The 15,814-nt window shown below is 63.8% G+C and carries 16 protein-coding genes; 1 reads left to right on the top strand and 15 read right to left on the bottom strand.

Annotated features, from left to right (window positions below; all coding sequences use genetic code 11):
- Positions 1-19 precede the first annotated feature (19 nt).
- The 15 genes from NFH98_RS04250 to NFH98_RS04180 all read right to left on the bottom strand — a co-directional run bounded on the left by NFH98_RS04250 (position 20) and on the right by NFH98_RS04180 (position 13,710).
- A complete protein-coding gene (locus NFH98_RS04250; RefSeq protein ID WP_045991033.1) occupies positions 20-685 on the bottom strand; it encodes a protein-L-isoaspartate(D-aspartate) O-methyltransferase in 666 nt (221 codons plus the stop codon).
- Positions 672-1,418, bottom strand: coding sequence for a 5'/3'-nucleotidase SurE (surE, locus tag NFH98_RS04245; RefSeq protein WP_045991032.1), 747 nt, complete (start codon positions 1,416-1,418; stop codon positions 672-674). The genes NFH98_RS04250 and surE overlap by 14 nt, the downstream gene beginning before the upstream one ends.
- Positions 1,415-2,590 carry a tRNA pseudouridine(13) synthase TruD gene (truD, locus tag NFH98_RS04240; RefSeq protein ID WP_348815454.1) on the bottom strand — a complete coding sequence of 392 codons (1,176 nt, stop codon included), beginning with the start codon at positions 2,588-2,590 and terminating at the stop codon, positions 1,415-1,417. The genes surE and truD overlap by 4 nt, the downstream gene beginning before the upstream one ends.
- Entirely contained in the window at positions 2,587-3,123 is a 537-nt protein-coding gene (ispF, locus tag NFH98_RS04235; RefSeq protein ID WP_045991067.1) for a 2-C-methyl-D-erythritol 2,4-cyclodiphosphate synthase, read from the bottom strand. Before ispF ends, truD begins: the two co-directional genes overlap by 4 nt.
- A gap of 14 nt (positions 3,124-3,137) precedes the next feature.
- Positions 3,138-3,866, bottom strand: coding sequence for a 2-C-methyl-D-erythritol 4-phosphate cytidylyltransferase (ispD, locus tag NFH98_RS04230; RefSeq protein WP_045991031.1), 729 nt, complete (start codon positions 3,864-3,866; stop codon positions 3,138-3,140).
- A complete protein-coding gene (gene ftsB, locus NFH98_RS04225; RefSeq protein ID WP_045991030.1) occupies positions 3,863-4,198 on the bottom strand; it encodes a cell division protein FtsB in 336 nt (111 codons plus the stop codon). Before ftsB ends, ispD begins: the two co-directional genes overlap by 4 nt.
- A 192-nt stretch (positions 4,199-4,390) precedes the next feature.
- Positions 4,391-5,467: a transporter gene (locus tag NFH98_RS04220; protein WP_231498461.1), complete on the bottom strand. Its 1,077-nt coding sequence runs from the start codon at positions 5,465-5,467 to the stop codon at positions 4,391-4,393.
- Positions 5,468-5,617: 150 nt separating this feature from the next.
- A complete protein-coding gene (locus NFH98_RS04215; protein ID WP_124802684.1) occupies positions 5,618-6,406 on the bottom strand; it encodes a hypothetical protein in 789 nt (262 codons plus the stop codon).
- 69 nt (positions 6,407-6,475) lie between these two features.
- Complete coding sequence (locus NFH98_RS04210; RefSeq protein ID WP_108131380.1) at positions 6,476-7,180, bottom strand: C39 family peptidase; 705 nt, start codon at positions 7,178-7,180, stop codon at positions 6,476-6,478.
- A gap of 129 nt (positions 7,181-7,309) precedes the next feature.
- Positions 7,310-8,461 (bottom strand): FapB/FapC family functional amyloid domain-containing protein, encoded by a 1,152-nt coding sequence (locus NFH98_RS04205; protein WP_108131379.1) that lies wholly within the window; start codon positions 8,459-8,461, stop codon positions 7,310-7,312.
- Positions 8,462-8,536: 75 nt separating this feature from the next.
- Positions 8,537-9,178: a FapB/FapC family functional amyloid domain-containing protein gene (locus NFH98_RS04200; protein WP_045991028.1), complete on the bottom strand. Its 642-nt coding sequence runs from the start codon at positions 9,176-9,178 to the stop codon at positions 8,537-8,539.
- A 2-nt stretch (positions 9,179-9,180) separates the two neighbouring features.
- Positions 9,181-9,693, bottom strand: coding sequence for a hypothetical protein (locus tag NFH98_RS04195; RefSeq protein ID WP_045991027.1), 513 nt, complete (start codon positions 9,691-9,693; stop codon positions 9,181-9,183).
- 53 nt (positions 9,694-9,746) lie between these two features.
- A complete protein-coding gene (locus tag NFH98_RS04190) occupies positions 9,747-10,097 on the bottom strand; it encodes a hypothetical protein (protein WP_045991026.1) in 351 nt (116 codons plus the stop codon).
- Between the two features lie 893 nt (positions 10,098-10,990).
- On the bottom strand, positions 10,991-12,373 hold the full coding sequence (locus NFH98_RS04185; protein ID WP_239452493.1) for a sigma-54 interaction domain-containing protein: 1,383 nt from the start codon (positions 12,371-12,373) through the stop codon (positions 10,991-10,993).
- Between the two features lie 152 nt (positions 12,374-12,525).
- Positions 12,526-13,710, bottom strand: coding sequence for a GNAT family N-acetyltransferase (locus NFH98_RS04180; RefSeq protein ID WP_483234532.1), 1,185 nt, complete (start codon positions 13,708-13,710; stop codon positions 12,526-12,528).
- Positions 13,711-13,918: 208 nt separating this feature from the next.
- On the opposite strand from NFH98_RS04180, the gene edd reads away from it, so the two are divergent.
- Positions 13,919-15,808, top strand: coding sequence for a phosphogluconate dehydratase (gene edd / locus NFH98_RS04175; protein WP_349622269.1), 1,890 nt, complete (start codon positions 13,919-13,921; stop codon positions 15,806-15,808).
- The last annotated feature ends 6 nt before the right edge of the window (positions 15,809-15,814 follow it).

Below are 15,814 nucleotides of genomic sequence, written 5' to 3'. Positions count from 1 at the left end.
TAGAGGCCTAGCGAATGTTTCAACGAATTACTCCTTCCAGTAACGGCACGAAGCGTACCGGCTCCAGCCGTTCGAATTCAAAGCGCTCTCCCTCGCGCCGTACACGGGTCAGCCACTGGCGTCCATCGTGCCCTTCCAGCGGCGCGATCAGCACGCCGCCGTCCACCAGCTGGGACAGCAGAGGTTCGGGCAGTTCGCTGGCACAGGCGGTCAGCAGGATGGCGTCGAAGGGGGCGGCCTCGGGCCACCCGTGCCCGCCGTCGGCCAGCCTCAAGCGCGCGTTGTAGGTCTTCAACAGGCGCAGGCGTGAGGCGGCGATACGATGCAGAGCATTGATCCTCTCCACCGACCAGAGTTCCGTCACCAGACGTGCCAGGATCAGCGTCTGGTAGCCTGACCCGGTGCCCACCTCCAGCACTCGCTCGGGCGCCTGCTCGAGGATCAGCTCGCTCATGCGTCCGACGATCCAGGGCTGCGACAGGGTCTGGCCATGGCCGATCGGCAGCGCGGTATCTTCGTAGGCACGATGCGCCAGGGCCTCGTCAAGGAACAGATGGCGAGGTTCCCGCGCCATCACCTCGAGCACGCGAGACGAGCGAATGCCCTGCTCGCGCATGCGGCTGACCATGCGGTCCCGGGTTCGCTGGGACGTCATGCCGACGCCTCTGAGATCAGGTGAGCGCATCAAGCCAGTCCTGCACATCATCGCGTGCGGCGTGTCGGGTCAGATCGGTCTGCAGCGGGGTGATGGAGACGTAACCCTCCGCCACCGCGGCGAAGTCCGTGTCCGGCGCATCGTCGGCATTTTCCCCCACCGGGGCGATCCAGTAGCGCAATCGTCCACGGGGATCGCGCGTCTCGATGGGGCGTTCGGCGGGGCCACGATAGCCCATGCGAGTGACGCGAAAGCCGCGCAGCTCCTCCCACGGCACATCCGGCACATTGACATTGAGCAGGCTGCGCGGCGGCAGCGAAAGCTGCTCCAGTGCCCCCACCAGGCTCGCCGCCACCCGGCCAGCGGTCTCGAAGTAGCGGTGCCCGACCAGTGACACGGCGATGGCCGTCATGCCCAGATTGCGCCCTTCCATGGCCGCCGCCACGGTGCCCGAGTAGAGCACGTCGTCGCCCAGGTTGCCGCCATGGTTGATACCCGAGATCACCAGATCCGGCGTCTCGTCCCAGACGCCGTTGACGCCAAGATAGACGCAGTCGGCGGGGGTACCGTCGACGCTGTAGAAGCCGCTGTCCATGGGGCTGAGCGACAGCGGACGCGACAGGGTAAGGGAGTTGCTGGCACCGCTGCGATCACGATCGGGGGCGACCACCCTGAGCTTGGCATAGGGGCTGAGGGCGTCATGCAAGGCCTTCAAGCCAGGCGCGTTGACGCCGTCGTCGTTGGATAGCAGCAGTCTCCTCATGGTGCATCTCCCTGGTGTTGCTCGGCCACTGGTTGCGCGTCCCCGGTCAGCTCTTCCCCAGGCTGCCTGGCCACAGGCTCCTTCACTAAAGGCTCGTCGACGGACGGCGCGTTGCGAAAGCTCAAGGTGGGGTGATCCATCAGCTCACGCAGCACGGCGGTGGCAAAGGCCCCGGCGGGCAAGCGAAACTCGAGCCACACCGCGTCGTCCTGACGCCACAGACGGGCCTCGGTGGGCATGACTCTCAACGCCCGTCGGGACGCCTTGACCCTGGCCTTCTCGAGTCCGGCGCAAAGCGCCGGCGCCTCGGCCAGGACGTCTTGCTCCAGCGCCTCGGCTCGCTCCCGGGCGCGACTGCCACCGGTCCCCCAGAGTACCCCGGCGGGATGGATGTCGCCTTGCTCGAGGCGCGCCTTCAAGGCGTCATCGGGGCTTTCCACGTCGAACAGGCTGTGGGTACCTTCCAGCATCATCACATCGCCGGCCAGCACCTCTCGCCAGCAGCCCCTGCGCAGACGCTCGGCCAACTGGGCGTTGAACAGGTAGCTGCGAGCGGCAGACAACAGCATGCCCTCGCGGTCATCACGCTTGCGCCAGCCGCGCTCGAGCACCGCACAGGCCTTGCTCAGGTTGCGTCCCTCGTGACCGAATCGCTGGGGCCCGAAATAGTTGGGCACCCCGTCGCTCACCAAGGCCTCGAAGCGCTGCTCGAGCCCAGGGTCCCGAGCCACCTCGCCGGTCAGCTTTAGACGAAAGCGGTTGCCGCGATGGACCCCACGCTTGAGCTTGCGCGGATGACGGCTGGCGGCCTCGACCACATAGCCCTCCGCCGCCAGTCGTGCGTCGAGATCTTCCGGCGCCTCACGCCGCGCAAGATGCACCGAGAACCACTGACGCGTTACCGCCGTGCGATCCTTCATGCCGGCATAACCGACGTCGCGGCGACTCACCTGACACTGGTGGGCCAGGGTCGAGGCGACCCTGGCGGTGGTGGTGTCACGCTTGGCGATCCATAGCCACAGGTGCTCGCCCTGGCCCTCAGGAGCGAACCCAAGGTCCTCCTCGACCTGGAAATCCTCGGGGGTTTCCCGGTAACGCCCAGCCATCGGGGCGCCGAAACGCTCGTCCAGATAGCGCGGCCAGTCCGGGGGCCAGACGATGGCATCGCTCATGTCGATTCGGCCCTCGTGACACTGGCGCCAGGGTCCCCGGCGGCGCTGGTGGCATCATTGTCAATGGCCGCCATCAGCACCACCGCCTCGGCGGCGATGCCCTCGCCACGCCCGGTGAAGCCGAGACGCTCTGTCGTGGTGGCCTTGACGTTGATGGCGCCCCTGTCGATGCCCAGGTCCTCGGCCAGGGCGTCGCGCATGGCACCGAGATGCGGTGCCATCTTCGGCGCCTGGGCCATCAGGGTGGCGTCCAGGTTGGCCACCCGGTAGCCGGCCTGCGCCACCCGTGCCACCACCCGCCGCAGCAGGTCGCGACTGTCGGCGCCCTTCCACTCAGGGTCGGTATCCGGAAACAGGTGACCGATATCACCGAGGGCGCAGGCGCCCAGCAGCGCATCACTGATGGCATGCAACAGAACGTCGCCATCGGAGTGCGCCACGAACCCCCGATCGAAGGGCAGTCGCACGCCCCCGATCATCAGGTGGTCACCCTCGCCGAAGCGATGGACGTCGAAGCCGTGGCCTATGCGCAGGGGCAGCAGCATGTTCATGAACTCTCGTGCAGATCCCGGAGCACCGCGTCGCCGGCCAGGATCAACTCGGCCAGGCGCAGGTCCTCGGGGTGGGTGATCTTGATATTGTCGCGGCGACCGGCGACCAGTCGGGGCGCGCGGCCCAGGGCCTCCACCGCCGACGCCTCGTCGGTGATCCGGCCGACACCGATGCCGTCCGGCGCCAGCGCCCGGGCCAGAGCTTCCTGAAGCAGAGCAAAGCGAAATGCCTGGGGCGTCTGGGCCTGCCACAGACCCCGTCGGTCCTCGGTGTTCGCCACCGCCCCCTGGCCATCGTCACGCTTGATGGTATCCGCCACCGGCGAGGCCAGCAGCGCCCCGTCAGGGCTCGCGAGGGCAGCGTTGTAGAGCCGTGACAGGTCATCGGCGCTGACACAGGGGCGCGCCACGTCGTGCACCAGCACCAGGTCATCGGGGGCGCCTTGGGCGGCGACCGCCGCCAGGGCATTGACCACGCTGTGCACGCGCTCGGCGCCGCCGGCCACCCGCTGCCAGTCGGTAAAGGGGACCAGCGCCGGGTCGAACCAGTCGTCATCGGGCGCCAGGCACAGGCACAGCCGCGCCTCGGGAAAGCTCTGATGCAGCCGCGCCAGGGTATGCGCCAGCACCGGTCGCCCCGCCACTTCGAGATACTGCTTGGGGCAGGTCCCGCCGACCCGCTTGCCGACGCCCGCCGCCGGCACGATCAGCCACAGTCGGCTCATTCACTGGCCCCCTGGGCAGATCCCGGTGTCGGTTGGGCCACCGGGGCGACGTCGGTCTCGACCCCGGGCACCCAGAAGAACTGCTCGTCGGTGCGCACCATGCCCACATCGCTGCGAGCGCGTTCCTCGATGGCATCGAGACCGGTCTTGAGGTCCACCACCTCGGCGCTAAGGCGAGCATTGCGATCGCGCAGGGGCTGGTTTTCCGCCTCCAGCGCCGCCACCCGCCCGCTGACTTCATTCATTTCCATGACACCGCCCTGGCCCAGCCACAGTCGATACTGAAGCAGGGCGAGCAGTGCCAGCAGCACTATCGCCAAGGTCTTGAGCATGCAGGTACCGTCGACATTCGATTCGGCGCCTAGTATGCCATCGCCGCCCGGTCGGGGGCGAGTCGCGGGTCGGCCCATGTCACGATGGCCAGGAGAGCGCATCAAGACCAGAGGCACCAACGCAATCGGCCGACCCCGAGGGTCGGCCGACTCACTGGCGAGCGTTCTTGCGCTGGTTAAATGCCAACCGCTCTATAGCTGGAACGGCATACGGAAGGTCAGGCTGATATCCGAGGCGTCATCGGTCATGCCGATGCCCAGGTTGGTGACCACCGAGGTGGAATCGGTCATGGCGTAGGTGCCACCGATATTGAACACCCCGATAGTGGCGTCACTGCCGATAACCTCGGTCTCATTGCCACCTTCCGGAGTAATCTCGGTCTTGCGGATATATTCGTGGGAGTAGGACAACGCCAGACTCAGCCGCTCATTCAAGGCAAAGGCGGTACCGAAGCCTGCGCTGATGCTGTCACCCAGATCCACATCGGCGCGCTGATCACCCTCACCCGCCGAAATATCGTCGAAATCTTCCTCGATATTGTAGGTGTAGCCCAGGTTGGCGAAGACGATGGCCGGGTCCAGAGTCTTGAGTACCGACACCCCGGCAGTCACGCCCCAGACGCCGTTGCCGGTGGGCAATTCCTTGGGAACCGACAGGTTACCGGCGGTATCGGATTGCTCGATTTCGATGCCGTAGGGGTCCTTGCCGGTGGGCGCACGCACCCCCAGACTGACCACCACGTCGGGCCTCTCCACGGTCTCCGGCAGCAGCCGGTAGGACAGGCTCGCCGAGATATCACCTAGCCCGGCTTCATCGACGTCATCCTCCACATTGCGTTCTGTGGAGAACTCACCACCGATGGACTGGATGGTGGTGGTGCGATAGACGAAGGGCACATTGATGCTGGCTTCCAGCCGATCGGTCAGGCCATAACGGGTATTGATATCCAGGGTGGTAATGTGGGTCTCGACATTGTCGAGATTCAGCTCGCCGAGAAAGATGGCGTCCAGTGCCAGAAAGCCGCGTAGTGCCAGGCTATCCCGATCCGAGTAGGTGTAGGTGATCCCGGGTTCGATGGTCAGGCGATCGGAAAACAGCGCGTGCTCCTCGCGGAAAATATCCTGCACGCTGCGCGAGGCCTCCTGGGATTCCAGCGCTTCTTGCTGTTCGGCTCCGACGGTCTGTTGTGCAAGAGCAGGCGCCGCAGCACCGGCCAGTAAAAGGCCCGCCAACGGCGGGCAGAGCGTCCTGTTGATGACGATATTCACGTCGATCTCCTTGTCCCCGAATGAAATCGTTTGTACTTCTTGTCGAGCGTCTACTGCGCCCTTCTGCTCCCCTTCCAGCAGGGTCCCCCGACACTCCTGGTAAAGTGTAGTCAAATTGTGCGTTTACGACGGCCAAATCCTTCATAGCTGTCAACGCAGTGCCGCCGCGGACTTGATGCCGCTGAGCATGCCGGGTACCGCCCTGTCTCCCACCCCGGCCTGGTTACCCATATACAGCTGCAGCCGGGTCAGGTTGCGCACCTGCTGCATGTTGCTGGAGAGCTGGATCGCCTGATTCAGCCCGCCGCCGGGTACAATGGCCTGACTGATGCTGCCCATACCCGGAATGTCCACGGATACGCTCATGTTGTTGCCGACGGCGGATACCGCGATGGTACTGCCGGCGATGGAGCGGGTCAGATTGCCGCTGGTGTCCGGGCTCACTCCACCGAAGCTCGAGGCGTCCATGACATCGATGACCAGGTCATTGGCGGCGACGTTGAAGTCCCCCCCCGCCTGGATCGACTGCACCACGCCGGAGGCGTTGGCGGTGCCCCGATCGACTATCGTTGCACCGTTGCCAAGACTTGCCAGACCCGCGGCGCTCTCCACCACTGTAATGGTGGGCTGGAAGCTCACCGTGGGTTGGCCTCGACTCAGATCACCCAGCATCTGCGCCCCGGCAGATAGATGATCCCCCGCCGCGGTGCGCCATTCGCTGACCATCTGCACCCCGAAAAACATCAGGCGCCCCTTATCGGCGAAGCGCCCGCGCTGTTGTCCCAGTTCACTGTCGGATAGCTGACGCGCCTCGCTGAAACCCTCGAAGCGGTCAAAGTCGGTGGTGGCAGCCAACGCTGCCGGTGCGCCCAGAGCCAACGACAATGCCAACAGCATTGCCCAGTATTTCAGCCCTGGTCCCCTGTCATGTCCCATCATGGTGTTGCCCCCTGATCGACGGCGCCTTCCTGCTCGCCGCTGAGCCTTGCCGAAAGAGCGTTATCGTTATCAGAACAGTTCAGCGTGACGGAAACCGAAGTCGATCATCTGCTCGCGTGAGACGGGCGAAAACACGTCCTTCATTCGATGCGCCGTCAAAGGCTGGCGCGGATCGAGCAAGGCGGTATAGCGATCGAAGCCGTCGCCCACCACCGCGAAGATGATATTGTTCCAGGCGGCCATGAATTCGTCCCGGGACATCACCCGGTTGCCCAACGCCGGATCACCGATATAGACGCGATCTGCGCTGGCCTTCTTCATGACCACGAAGTGTTTGTAGCCGTTGAGGTCCAGTAGGACGATCACCGGAATCGAGACGTCATCCAGGGTCTCGGCGTCGACTTCATAGCCGCGCCCGCGCAGGCCCAGGGTCTCGACATAGTTCTTCAGATCCAGCAGGGAGAAGCCCTGCTGCTGTACCAGCTCCAGGTCGGCTACCTCCAGCATCCCCGCCAGCACGTCGTGCTCGGTGGTGTCGGGACGTTGGTAGGCGTACTTGAGCAGGGTGGCCAGCGAAGCGGCACCACAGGAAAAGTCGGTGCGCTGCTCGACCAGATTTTCGTAGCGACGCTCACGGATGGACTGCACGTCCTTGTTGATCACCGTCCCCGGCACGATCCCTCCCAGGCGAATGGTGGCAGCCTGGGTGTTGCCGAGTGGTAGTGCGAGGCCGATGGCCAGTGCCGCGGCCAGCGGCCAGCGTGGCAGTGTCATGACCTGTCCCCCGTATCCAGATGGTGAGTGTCGTATTGGCCAGCTTCTTGGTGAGCTTTGGCGGTCGTGTCTTGTTGGAAAGATCCCCGACCCAGATGGGCCGGGGAAGTACCGATTGGATCGAACGGATTACTGCGCTTCGCCCGCGCCACCGCCGGTGGCTGCGCCGCCCATGCTGGAGGCAATCGACAGCGAGTTGCGCTGCATGTTGCCGGTGCCGGAGGCGATGTTGACGCCGATGTTGCCGGTGGCGCCGCGCAGGGCATTGCCGCCCAGGGTGGCAGTATTTTCCTGGTAGACCAGCACTTCATTGAAGGAGTTGCTGGAACCGGAAGCGGTGCCGGCCAGGCCAATCAGACCGGCCTCGACGAAGCCGAGAGAACCGCCTTCTTCACCCTCGAAACGACCGTCGTTGCCATCCGGGCCCTGGTCGTCGAAGTCAGCATGGCCCCACAGGGACTCGCCGCCGGGGTGGCTATCGCCGCCCTGCCAGATTTCCGGATAGACGTCGTTGGTCTGCTCCCAGTTGCCCTCGTAGCTACCGACACCGCCACCGATGTAGCCACCGCCCAGTACCACGCCGGCGCTGAACTCGGAGCCGCTTTCCAGGGTCACGACCTGTCCTGCGGTGGTGGTGCTGTTGTTGTAGCTGGCCTGGACGCCGCCGGTGGTGGCGTCGGCGCTGCCGCTGGCGGTGTTGACGGCTGCCGCCAGGCTGTTGTGCTGGGCGTTGCCGATACCAGCCGCGACGTTGACGCCGATGTTGCCGCTGGCGTTACGCAGGGCGTTGCCACCCATCAGGGCAGTGTTCGGGCTGCCGGTGATGCCAGTCATGTTGTTGGAGGTGGACTGGAAGGAGAAGGAAGCCGCCTGGCCGAATACGGTGGCCGCGTCGGAAGACGACAGCGCGGCGTCGTTGGCCTGCTGGTTGTTGTCACCGGCGGCCACGTTGGCACCGATATTACCGGCAGCACCCTGCAGGGCATTGCCGCCCAGGGTCGCGTCATTGGTGGTCAGGTCTTGCGTGGCATAGTTGTTGTCGCTGAACTGCTTGCTGTCCACGGTGGCGCCGGAGTAGTTGTCATCTGTAACCAGGGCTCCACCGAGCGCACCCAGCCGCTTGTAGGTGTGGGAATCGTTCTTGATATGAACGTCGTAGCGGTTGTTGACGTCGGAATCCATGTAGGAATCGGTGTCAAAGCTGTTGTCCGCCAGTGCCGCCGGTGCGACCAGAAGTGCAGAGATGGCCAGAGCGAGCGGTGCTTTTTCGAAAGTTTTCATGATCGTTCTCCTGAATGAACCGTACTGTCTTTTCACTGCTTTTATTGACGTCACTCGTTGTCTTCCACGCTTGCTCTATTGGTTGAAGCGATAGCTGAAGCTGTTGCGAGTGGCGTTCCCCGTGCCGGCTGACTGGTTGACCTGAATCACTCCTCTGGCGCCCCCGAAGGTACTCTCATCGATCTCGAGATTCCGGATGGCGCTGTCGGAGCCATTGCTGCTCGACCCATTCAGCCCCTGCCTTGGTGCCAGCACCTGTTGCAGACTGTCGTCGCTCAGGCCGCTGACCGTGCTCCCCAGAGCCATGCCGAAGCTGTTGCTCTGAAGGTTGCCTATCCCCGCCGCCTGGTTGACGGACATCCACCCGGAGGCTCCACTAAAGGCGCCCTCCCTGATGGCGGTGCCCACCTCCATGCCGGCGAGTCGTTCGTCGATGCGCACCTGCTGCACCAGACGATTGTTGATGGTGGCGCCATCACCGATGGCCAGGGCGCCGCTGTTGGACTGCAGATTCTGGTTGCCCGCGGCCTGGTTGGCCGCCGCGACACCACTGACACCGCTGAGCGCCTGTCCGCTGATCACGCTGCTGCTGCGCAGGCCGCTCAGGTCCTGGCCCTGGGCCGGGTCCGGGCTCACCATCACCAGCCCGAAGGCGGCGGTAAGCACCAGGCTGCGAGTCAGCCGTACCGGCACGAATGAAGGCTTGAAGATCCGCATGATCAGCGCCTCCCGCCGGTCAGGGGCGCCAGCGCGCCAGTCACGGTATTGGCGATACCCGAGGTCGCCCCGATCACGCTGCCACCGGCTGCCGATCCGCCACCGACCGAGGTCGCTACCCGATTGCTGCTGCCCAGGGGGCCGGTGCCGAGATTGGCGCCGGTACCCAGGGCGCGGTGCATCTGACTCATGCCGCGGCCTACGCCGGCGGAGATACTGGCCGCCCGGGTGTCATCGAGCATGATCGCGGAGACCCCACCCATGCGGGTGTGAACGCTGCCGGTGGCGCTGCGCGCCATGTTGCTGCTGTGCATCAGGTCGGCACGGCCACGAATCGGCCCGCTTTCGCGATTGACGTAGCCGAATGGCGCAGTCTCGACCTCTCGCAGCATGATGATCTCGCCGGGCTGGACGCCGGGGCGAAGATCGGCGCCGAGGCTCTGGTCGGTCCCCACACCGACCAGGCCCACCGCTACTACCGCTGCGGCCAGGGCCAGACGCCACTGGCACGTCACGGCGTTCCCGCTTCCCCCTTGCCCTTCTTTGTGCTTCAGGTGTCCCATGGTGATCACCAGTCCCGTTGCGTAGTGACGTTGGCGCTCTGACGGTTGTTCAGCCCGTTGGCTGCGCGATGGCTGCTGTCGTCGCCCCCGCCTCCGGCACCTCGTCCCGGCCGTTCGTCCCAGAGGATGACGCCGTCGGCGTCGATTCCCTGCTCCGGCACGAAGCGGCCTCGAATTGTGTCCAGCGCCCCGTCATTGACGAGGTGCTGCTCCCCGGGAGCGCCGAACACCTGCTGCTCGTCGAGCATCGCGGTGTCCGATCGGGCCGACATGGATCCGGTGGCGGCCAGCGCCACACCGATCGCGATGGACGCGCCAAGGACTAGGGTCCGGCTGTTTGCGATCGTCTGGTTCATGTCGGCGTCTCCTCGGGTCCTGTTCCCGTTGCAGTGTTTCTCCTGCACAAAGAACAGAGCAATCGCCGTGCCAACTTATAACCTGTTGATTTATAGGCATTTTTATTTTTGTGCGAAATGAAGAGTGTTAAGCGGATGAAACAACGCACCTTCAGCCGATGAGAAAAAACAGCACAAAACATCGTCAACTATCTGTTTTGTCGGTGGTTTTCCAAAAAGTACCGTTACTGGTACAGCACAGAACTGAGCGATAGCGACAAACAGGCAAAGCGACGCTGCCAGCCTGGCACTATCGTGCTGAAGGGCCCGCGTGGCGGGGGTTTCAGAAGAAACAGCAAAAAAATGTGGCAGGGTGTGTTCAAGGACGACATTCGCGTTACGAGGGAAGCCGGCACCTTGTACGGATGGGGGAGAAATGTCAGAAATCACATGATTGAGCACAGTTAAAACTGACCCATCAACAAGCAATATACTGATATAAAAGGTATTTTTTAGACATTCACCACTTCAACACTGTCCTTCTGGCCAATGTTTCAACAAAGCAACACTTTTGCGCCAGGCCCATTTTTCGGGAGTACGAAGCATCAGCTTCGTCCGCATAGCGTCGACATCTTGCCGCGATCTCTCAACGTCGATAATCGGATCCGGATGTCAGAGCGCAGATACAAGGGTGATAGAAGGACCCAGATGCCAGGGCGATAGAAAGCCCCCAGATAGCAGAGCACTGGAACCTGGATGCAAAAAGCCCCGCTTGCAGCGGGGCTATTAAAGAGTGGTTTGCCGAGAGGTCATATAGCCGAGATGTCATATAGAGAGAAGAGAGCGCTGCGAGGAGAGACCTGCCGATAACGCCTCTTCACTATCGCTCGAACAGAATCAATGACACCAGGCCGTCAGGAAAAGGCGGCCTCCTGGGGAGGCGTACGTGAAATACCGTGCTTGTCGAGCAACCGATAGATGGTCACCCGGGAGACGCCAAGTTCCTTGGCGGCGGCGTTGACCCGGTACTTGTTGCGCCCCAGCGCCGAGAGCAGCGCATCACGCTCGGCTTCCTCGCGAACCTCTTCAAGCGTTATCTGGTGGCGGTTCAAGCCACGCCGTTCGATGCCGAGGTCCTCGGGCTGGATCAGGCGGTTTTCGCACATCACCATGGCCCGGCGAACCCGATTGATCAGCTCGCGGACGTTGCCGGGCCAATGGTAGCGCTGCATCACCGACAGCGCCTCTCGGGAAAAGCCTTTCAGACAGGAGGCCTTCTCGCAGGAGAAGCGCTCGAAGAAGAAACGCGCCAGGATCTCGATATCTTCCGAGTGCTCGCGCAAGGCAGGTACCTGCACCTGGAGCACATTGAGCCGGTGATAGAGATCCTCCCGAAAGCGTCCCTCCTTCACCGCCAGCTCGAGATTGACGTGGGTCGCGGCGACGATACGCACGTCCACCGGAATATCCTCGAGCCCACCGACGCGCTGGATACAGCGCATTTCCAGAAAGCGCAGCAGGTTGACCTGAAGCTCCAGCGGCAGGTCGCCGATCTCGTCGAGGAACAGGGTGCCACCGTCGGCCGCCTCGATACGACCGATCTTGCGTTGCGAGGCACCGGTGAAGGCGCCCTTCTCGTGGCCGAACAGCTCTGACTGAATCAAATGCTCGGGCAGGGCGCCGCAGTTGATGGCGTGAAAGGGCTGGCGCGAACGCGTGGAGCGCTCGTGGATGGCCTGAGCCGTCAGCTCCTTGCCGGTACCGGACTCACCGCTGATGAACACCGGGGCATCGACCACCGCCACCTTGCGGATGGTCTTGAACAGGTTCCACATCACCGGCGTCGTACCGACGAACTCGTACTCGCTGTCTTCGGCGGCGGCCGACATGCGCTGTTCTTCACGGTCGCGCTGCTGCAGCATCGACAGTTCCGCAGCGTGCTCCATCAGGATCGACAGGCGTAGCAGATCCACCTGGGGCGACACCAGGGAGTGGCTCAGGTGGGCCATGATGCGACGCATCTCGGGATCGTCACACTGATCCGAGGTGCTGACCGCGATCCAGGGCCTTTCGCTTTTCAGGATCAGCGGTTCCAGATGGCGCAGGTCCTGACAGGACAGGTCCTCCAGTACCATGATGCCGACCCGGCAAGGGTCATCAGGCTGCAAGCGGCAATCCGACAGCGGCGACACCAGCGGATGCATCTGCCAGCCATTCGACTGCAATCCCTCCAGCAGGTGGCCGGCACGACCACCGGGGTCGCCGATCCACCAACTGCAACGTTGCTTGACGTCCATCGCCTGTCCCCTGAACCCAACCGCCCGCAGACACCAGCAACGATCGGACTGTCGCGCCAACGCGACTACGAACCCGACCGCTCTCGATCCATCTGCGCCTGCGTAATGTAATCGTTATCTCACATGAGTATCGGTTGAATCATAGCACCGTATTACGCTCTACCTCGAAACGGTAGTCCACGGTGAGCCGCCGCCACATACAGTTCGAGCTGTCGGGCTTCCTCTTGACAAAATCGCGCTACCGCATCGTTGAGGCGGGGATCATTGACATGATGCAAGGACGTCAGCCGGCGGGGGACGAAGCCCCGGGACACCTTGTGCTCACCCTGGGTACCGGGGTCAAAGCAGTCGAGGCCTCGCGCAAGGCAGTGTTCGATACCCTGGTAGTAGCAGGCTTCGAAGTGCAAACAGTCGGCCAGCACCTCGCTGCCCCAGTAGCGACCGTAGAGGGTTCGGGTTCCCTGAAGGCAGAGCGCGGCGGCCACCGGGCGGCCTTCAACAAAAGCTTGAACAAGCACAAGGTTTTCCGGCATATGACGGCGAAGCCGCTGAAAAAATACCTCGCTTAGATATCCTGTCGCACCTCTTTCGAGATAGGTGATGCGATAGCAGCGAAAGAAGTGGCGGATCGCCGCTTCGTCGATCTCGCTACCCTCGAGGCGCCGCAGTTCGATGCCCTGGTCGGCGACACGGCGACGCTCGCGTCTTACTTCCTTGCGCCGTTTCGAGGTCATCGCCGCCAGGAATCCCTCGAAGTCGCCAAAGCCCTCGTCTCGCCATTGAAACTGCACGCCGCTTCGGGCGATCAGCCCCGGACAGGCCTGTCGCCAGGCGGCCACCTCCGAGTCCTCGGCAAACAGCAGATGCCAGCCCGATAGCCCGGGGTCGTCTTGCCACTGGCTCGCCAGCATGGCCATGACGGTCTGCTCGTCTTCACCTTCTGCCAGTGCCAGGCGCGGGCCTGGCGCCGGGGTGAAGGGGATCGCGCTCACCGCCTTGGGGTAGTAGCGTCCCCCGGCACGCTCCCAGGCATCCGCCCAGCTCCAGTCGAACACGTACTCGCCCCAGGAGTGTTCCTTGAGGTAGTACGGCAGCAGGCCTACCAGTCGCGCCCCTCGCCACAGCGTCAGATGTCGAGGCTGCCAACCGGTGCCCTCCCCCACCGCACCGGTGGCCTCCAGCGCATCGAGAAATTCGTGACGGGCAAAGGGGTGGTCCGGGTCCACCAGGGCGTTCCAGTGCTCGGCCGGCACCTCGGCGACGGTCTCCAGGCACTTGACCGAAAGACCTTCCTCGGCGTGGCCGCCCTGTTCTTGCTGCGGGGATGATGGCGTCACAACCCACTCCTTGCGCTTTGCGATTCAGCCACAGAGTGCCAGACTTTGGAGGTGCTCGTCGCCGAGATCGTCGAAGGCGGCGACCACCGGCCACTCCCTGTAAAAAAACTACATATTCGACCAAAGCACTCGGTCAAGGGGGAGGAAATTGGCTTTTTATTTGGTAAAGTTACGTACCTGACCCGCATCAACACGTCTGAGGTTGACCATGGCTAGCCAGCAAGCTTCTTCGCTCGATCCCACCGTCGCCCGCGTCACCGAGCGCATCCGTGAGCGCTCCCGGCAAAGGCGCGCCCTCTACGAAGAGCGCATGGAGGCCCAGCATCGTCGCGGCGTCCATCGCTCCGAACTGTCCTGCGGCAACCTGGCCCACGGCTTTGCCGCGTGCGGCAGCGAGGACAAGAATCAGCTCAAGCTGATGAATAGCGCCAACCTCGGCATCATCTCGTCGTACAACGATATGCTGTCGGCGCACCAGCCGTTCGAGACCTTTCCCGAGGTGATTCGCGAAAGCGCCCGCCAGATGGGCTCTACCGCCCAGTTCGCCGGCGGTGTGCCGGCCATGTGCGACGGCGTCACCCAGGGCCAGCCGGGCATGGAGCTGTCGCTGTTCTCCCGCGACGTCATCGCCATGGCCACCGCAGTGGGCCTGTCGCACAACATGTTCGACGCCGCCCTCTATCTTGGCGTGTGCGACAAGATCGTGCCGGGCTTGTTCATCGGCGCGGCGCGCTTCGGCCACCTGCCGACTACCTTCATCCCGGCCGGGCCCATGCCCAGCGGCCTGCCCAACAAGGAAAAGGCCCGCGTCCGTCAGCTGTTCGCCGAGGGCAAGGTCGGCCGTGACGAGCTGCTGGAAGCCGAGTCCGAGAGCTACCACAGCCCCGGTACCTGCACCTTCTACGGCACCGCCAACTCCAACCAGCTGATGATGGAGTTCATGGGGCTGCACCTGCCGGGCGCTTCCTTCGTCAACCCCGGTACCGACATGCGCGAAGCGCTGACTCGTTTCGCCACCGAACAGACGATCCGCAATACCGAGCCCGGCGGCGACTACCGTCCGTTCTATCGCCAGATCGACGAGCGTGCCATCGTCAACGCCATGGTCGGCCTCTTGGCCTCCGGCGGCTCCACCAACCACACCATGCACCTGGTGGCCATGGCCGCGGCGGCGGGTATCACCATCAACTGGGATGACTTCTCGGAGCTGTCCTCCGCGGTGCCCAGCCTGACCCGGGTCTATCCCAACGGCCAGGCCGATATCAACCACTTCCAGGCCGCCGGCGGCATGAGCCTGCTGATCCGGGAGCTGCTCGGCGCGGGCCTGATCCACGGCGACATCCCGACGATATTCGGCACCGACCTGACCGCCTACACCCAGGAGCCCTTCCTCGAGGATGGCAAGCTGGTGTGGCGCGAAGGCCCCCTGGAAAGCCTCGACCCGGACGTGCTGCGCCCGGTATCCAACGCCTTTGCCGCCACCGGTGGCCTCAACGTGCTCGAGGGGAATCTCGGCCGTGGCGTCATCAAGGTGTCGGCGGTAGAGGCTCAGCACCGGGTCGTCGAGGCGCCGATCAAGATCTTCGAGGAACAGAACGACCTCAAGGCCGCCTTCGACGCCGGCGATCTCGACCGTGACGTCATCGTGGTGGTGCGCTTCCAGGGCCCCAAGGCCAATGGCATGCCCGAACTGCACAAGCTGACCCCCTACCTGGGCGTCCTGCAGGATCGCGGCTACAAGGTCGCCCTGGTCACCGACGGGCGCATGTCCGGTGCCTCGGGCAAGGTACCTGCGGCCATCCACATGACCCCGGAGGCGCTGGACGGTGGCCCGCTGGCCAGGCTGCGTGATGGCGATGTGGTGCGCCTGGACGCCTACAAGGGCGAGCTGTCTGTCGTGCTCAGCGACGCCGAATGGGGGGATCGTCCCAAGCGCGTGGCCGAACTGGACCACTACCATGTGGGCCTGGGTCGCGAGCTGTTCGGCGGCTACCGTCACCTGGCCATGGGCGCCGAGGAAGGCGCCGGCGTCTTCGGTGGCTTCGAGGCCGACGACCTCGAGCGCCAGCAGGGACAGATCCACGACGAGGATGCCTGAGTTCGC

The organism is Halomonas sp. H33-56 (genome assembly GCF_040147035.1).
GTDB classification, from domain to species: Bacteria; Pseudomonadota; Gammaproteobacteria; order Pseudomonadales; family Halomonadaceae; genus Halomonas; species Halomonas litopenaei.
Note: the sequence above shows the minus strand (reverse complement) of the source record. Positions and strands in the feature narration are given on the sequence as shown.

Excerpts from the sequence above, each read along its gene's own strand:
- NFH98_RS04215 (WP_124802684.1), bottom strand. The coding sequence starts at position 6,406 with ATGATGGGACATGACAGGGGACCAGGGCTGAAATACTGGGCAATGCTG.
- NFH98_RS04210 (WP_108131380.1), bottom strand. The coding sequence starts at position 7,180 with ATGACACTGCCACGCTGGCCGCTGGCCGCGGCACTGGCCATCGGCCTC.
- edd (WP_349622269.1), top strand. The coding sequence starts at position 13,919 with ATGGCTAGCCAGCAAGCTTCTTCGCTCGATCCCACCGTCGCCCGCGTC.
- NFH98_RS04185 (WP_239452493.1), bottom strand. The coding sequence starts at position 12,373 with ATGGACGTCAAGCAACGTTGCAGTTGGTGGATCGGCGACCCCGGTGGT.
- NFH98_RS04190 (WP_045991026.1), bottom strand. The coding sequence starts at position 10,097 with ATGAACCAGACGATCGCAAACAGCCGGACCCTAGTCCTTGGCGCGTCC.
- NFH98_RS04250 (WP_045991033.1), bottom strand. The coding sequence starts at position 685 with ATGCGCTCACCTGATCTCAGAGGCGTCGGCATGACGTCCCAGCGAACC.
- NFH98_RS04200 (WP_045991028.1), bottom strand. The coding sequence starts at position 9,178 with ATGCGGATCTTCAAGCCTTCATTCGTGCCGGTACGGCTGACTCGCAGC.
- truD (WP_348815454.1), bottom strand. The coding sequence starts at position 2,590 with ATGAGCGATGCCATCGTCTGGCCCCCGGACTGGCCGCGCTATCTGGAC.
- ftsB (WP_045991030.1), bottom strand. The coding sequence starts at position 4,198 with ATGCTCAAGACCTTGGCGATAGTGCTGCTGGCACTGCTCGCCCTGCTT.
- NFH98_RS04205 (WP_108131379.1), bottom strand. The coding sequence starts at position 8,461 with ATGAAAACTTTCGAAAAAGCACCGCTCGCTCTGGCCATCTCTGCACTT.
- ispD (WP_045991031.1), bottom strand. The coding sequence starts at position 3,866 with ATGAGCCGACTGTGGCTGATCGTGCCGGCGGCGGGCGTCGGCAAGCGG.
- surE (WP_045991032.1), bottom strand. The coding sequence starts at position 1,418 with ATGAGGAGACTGCTGCTATCCAACGACGACGGCGTCAACGCGCCTGGC.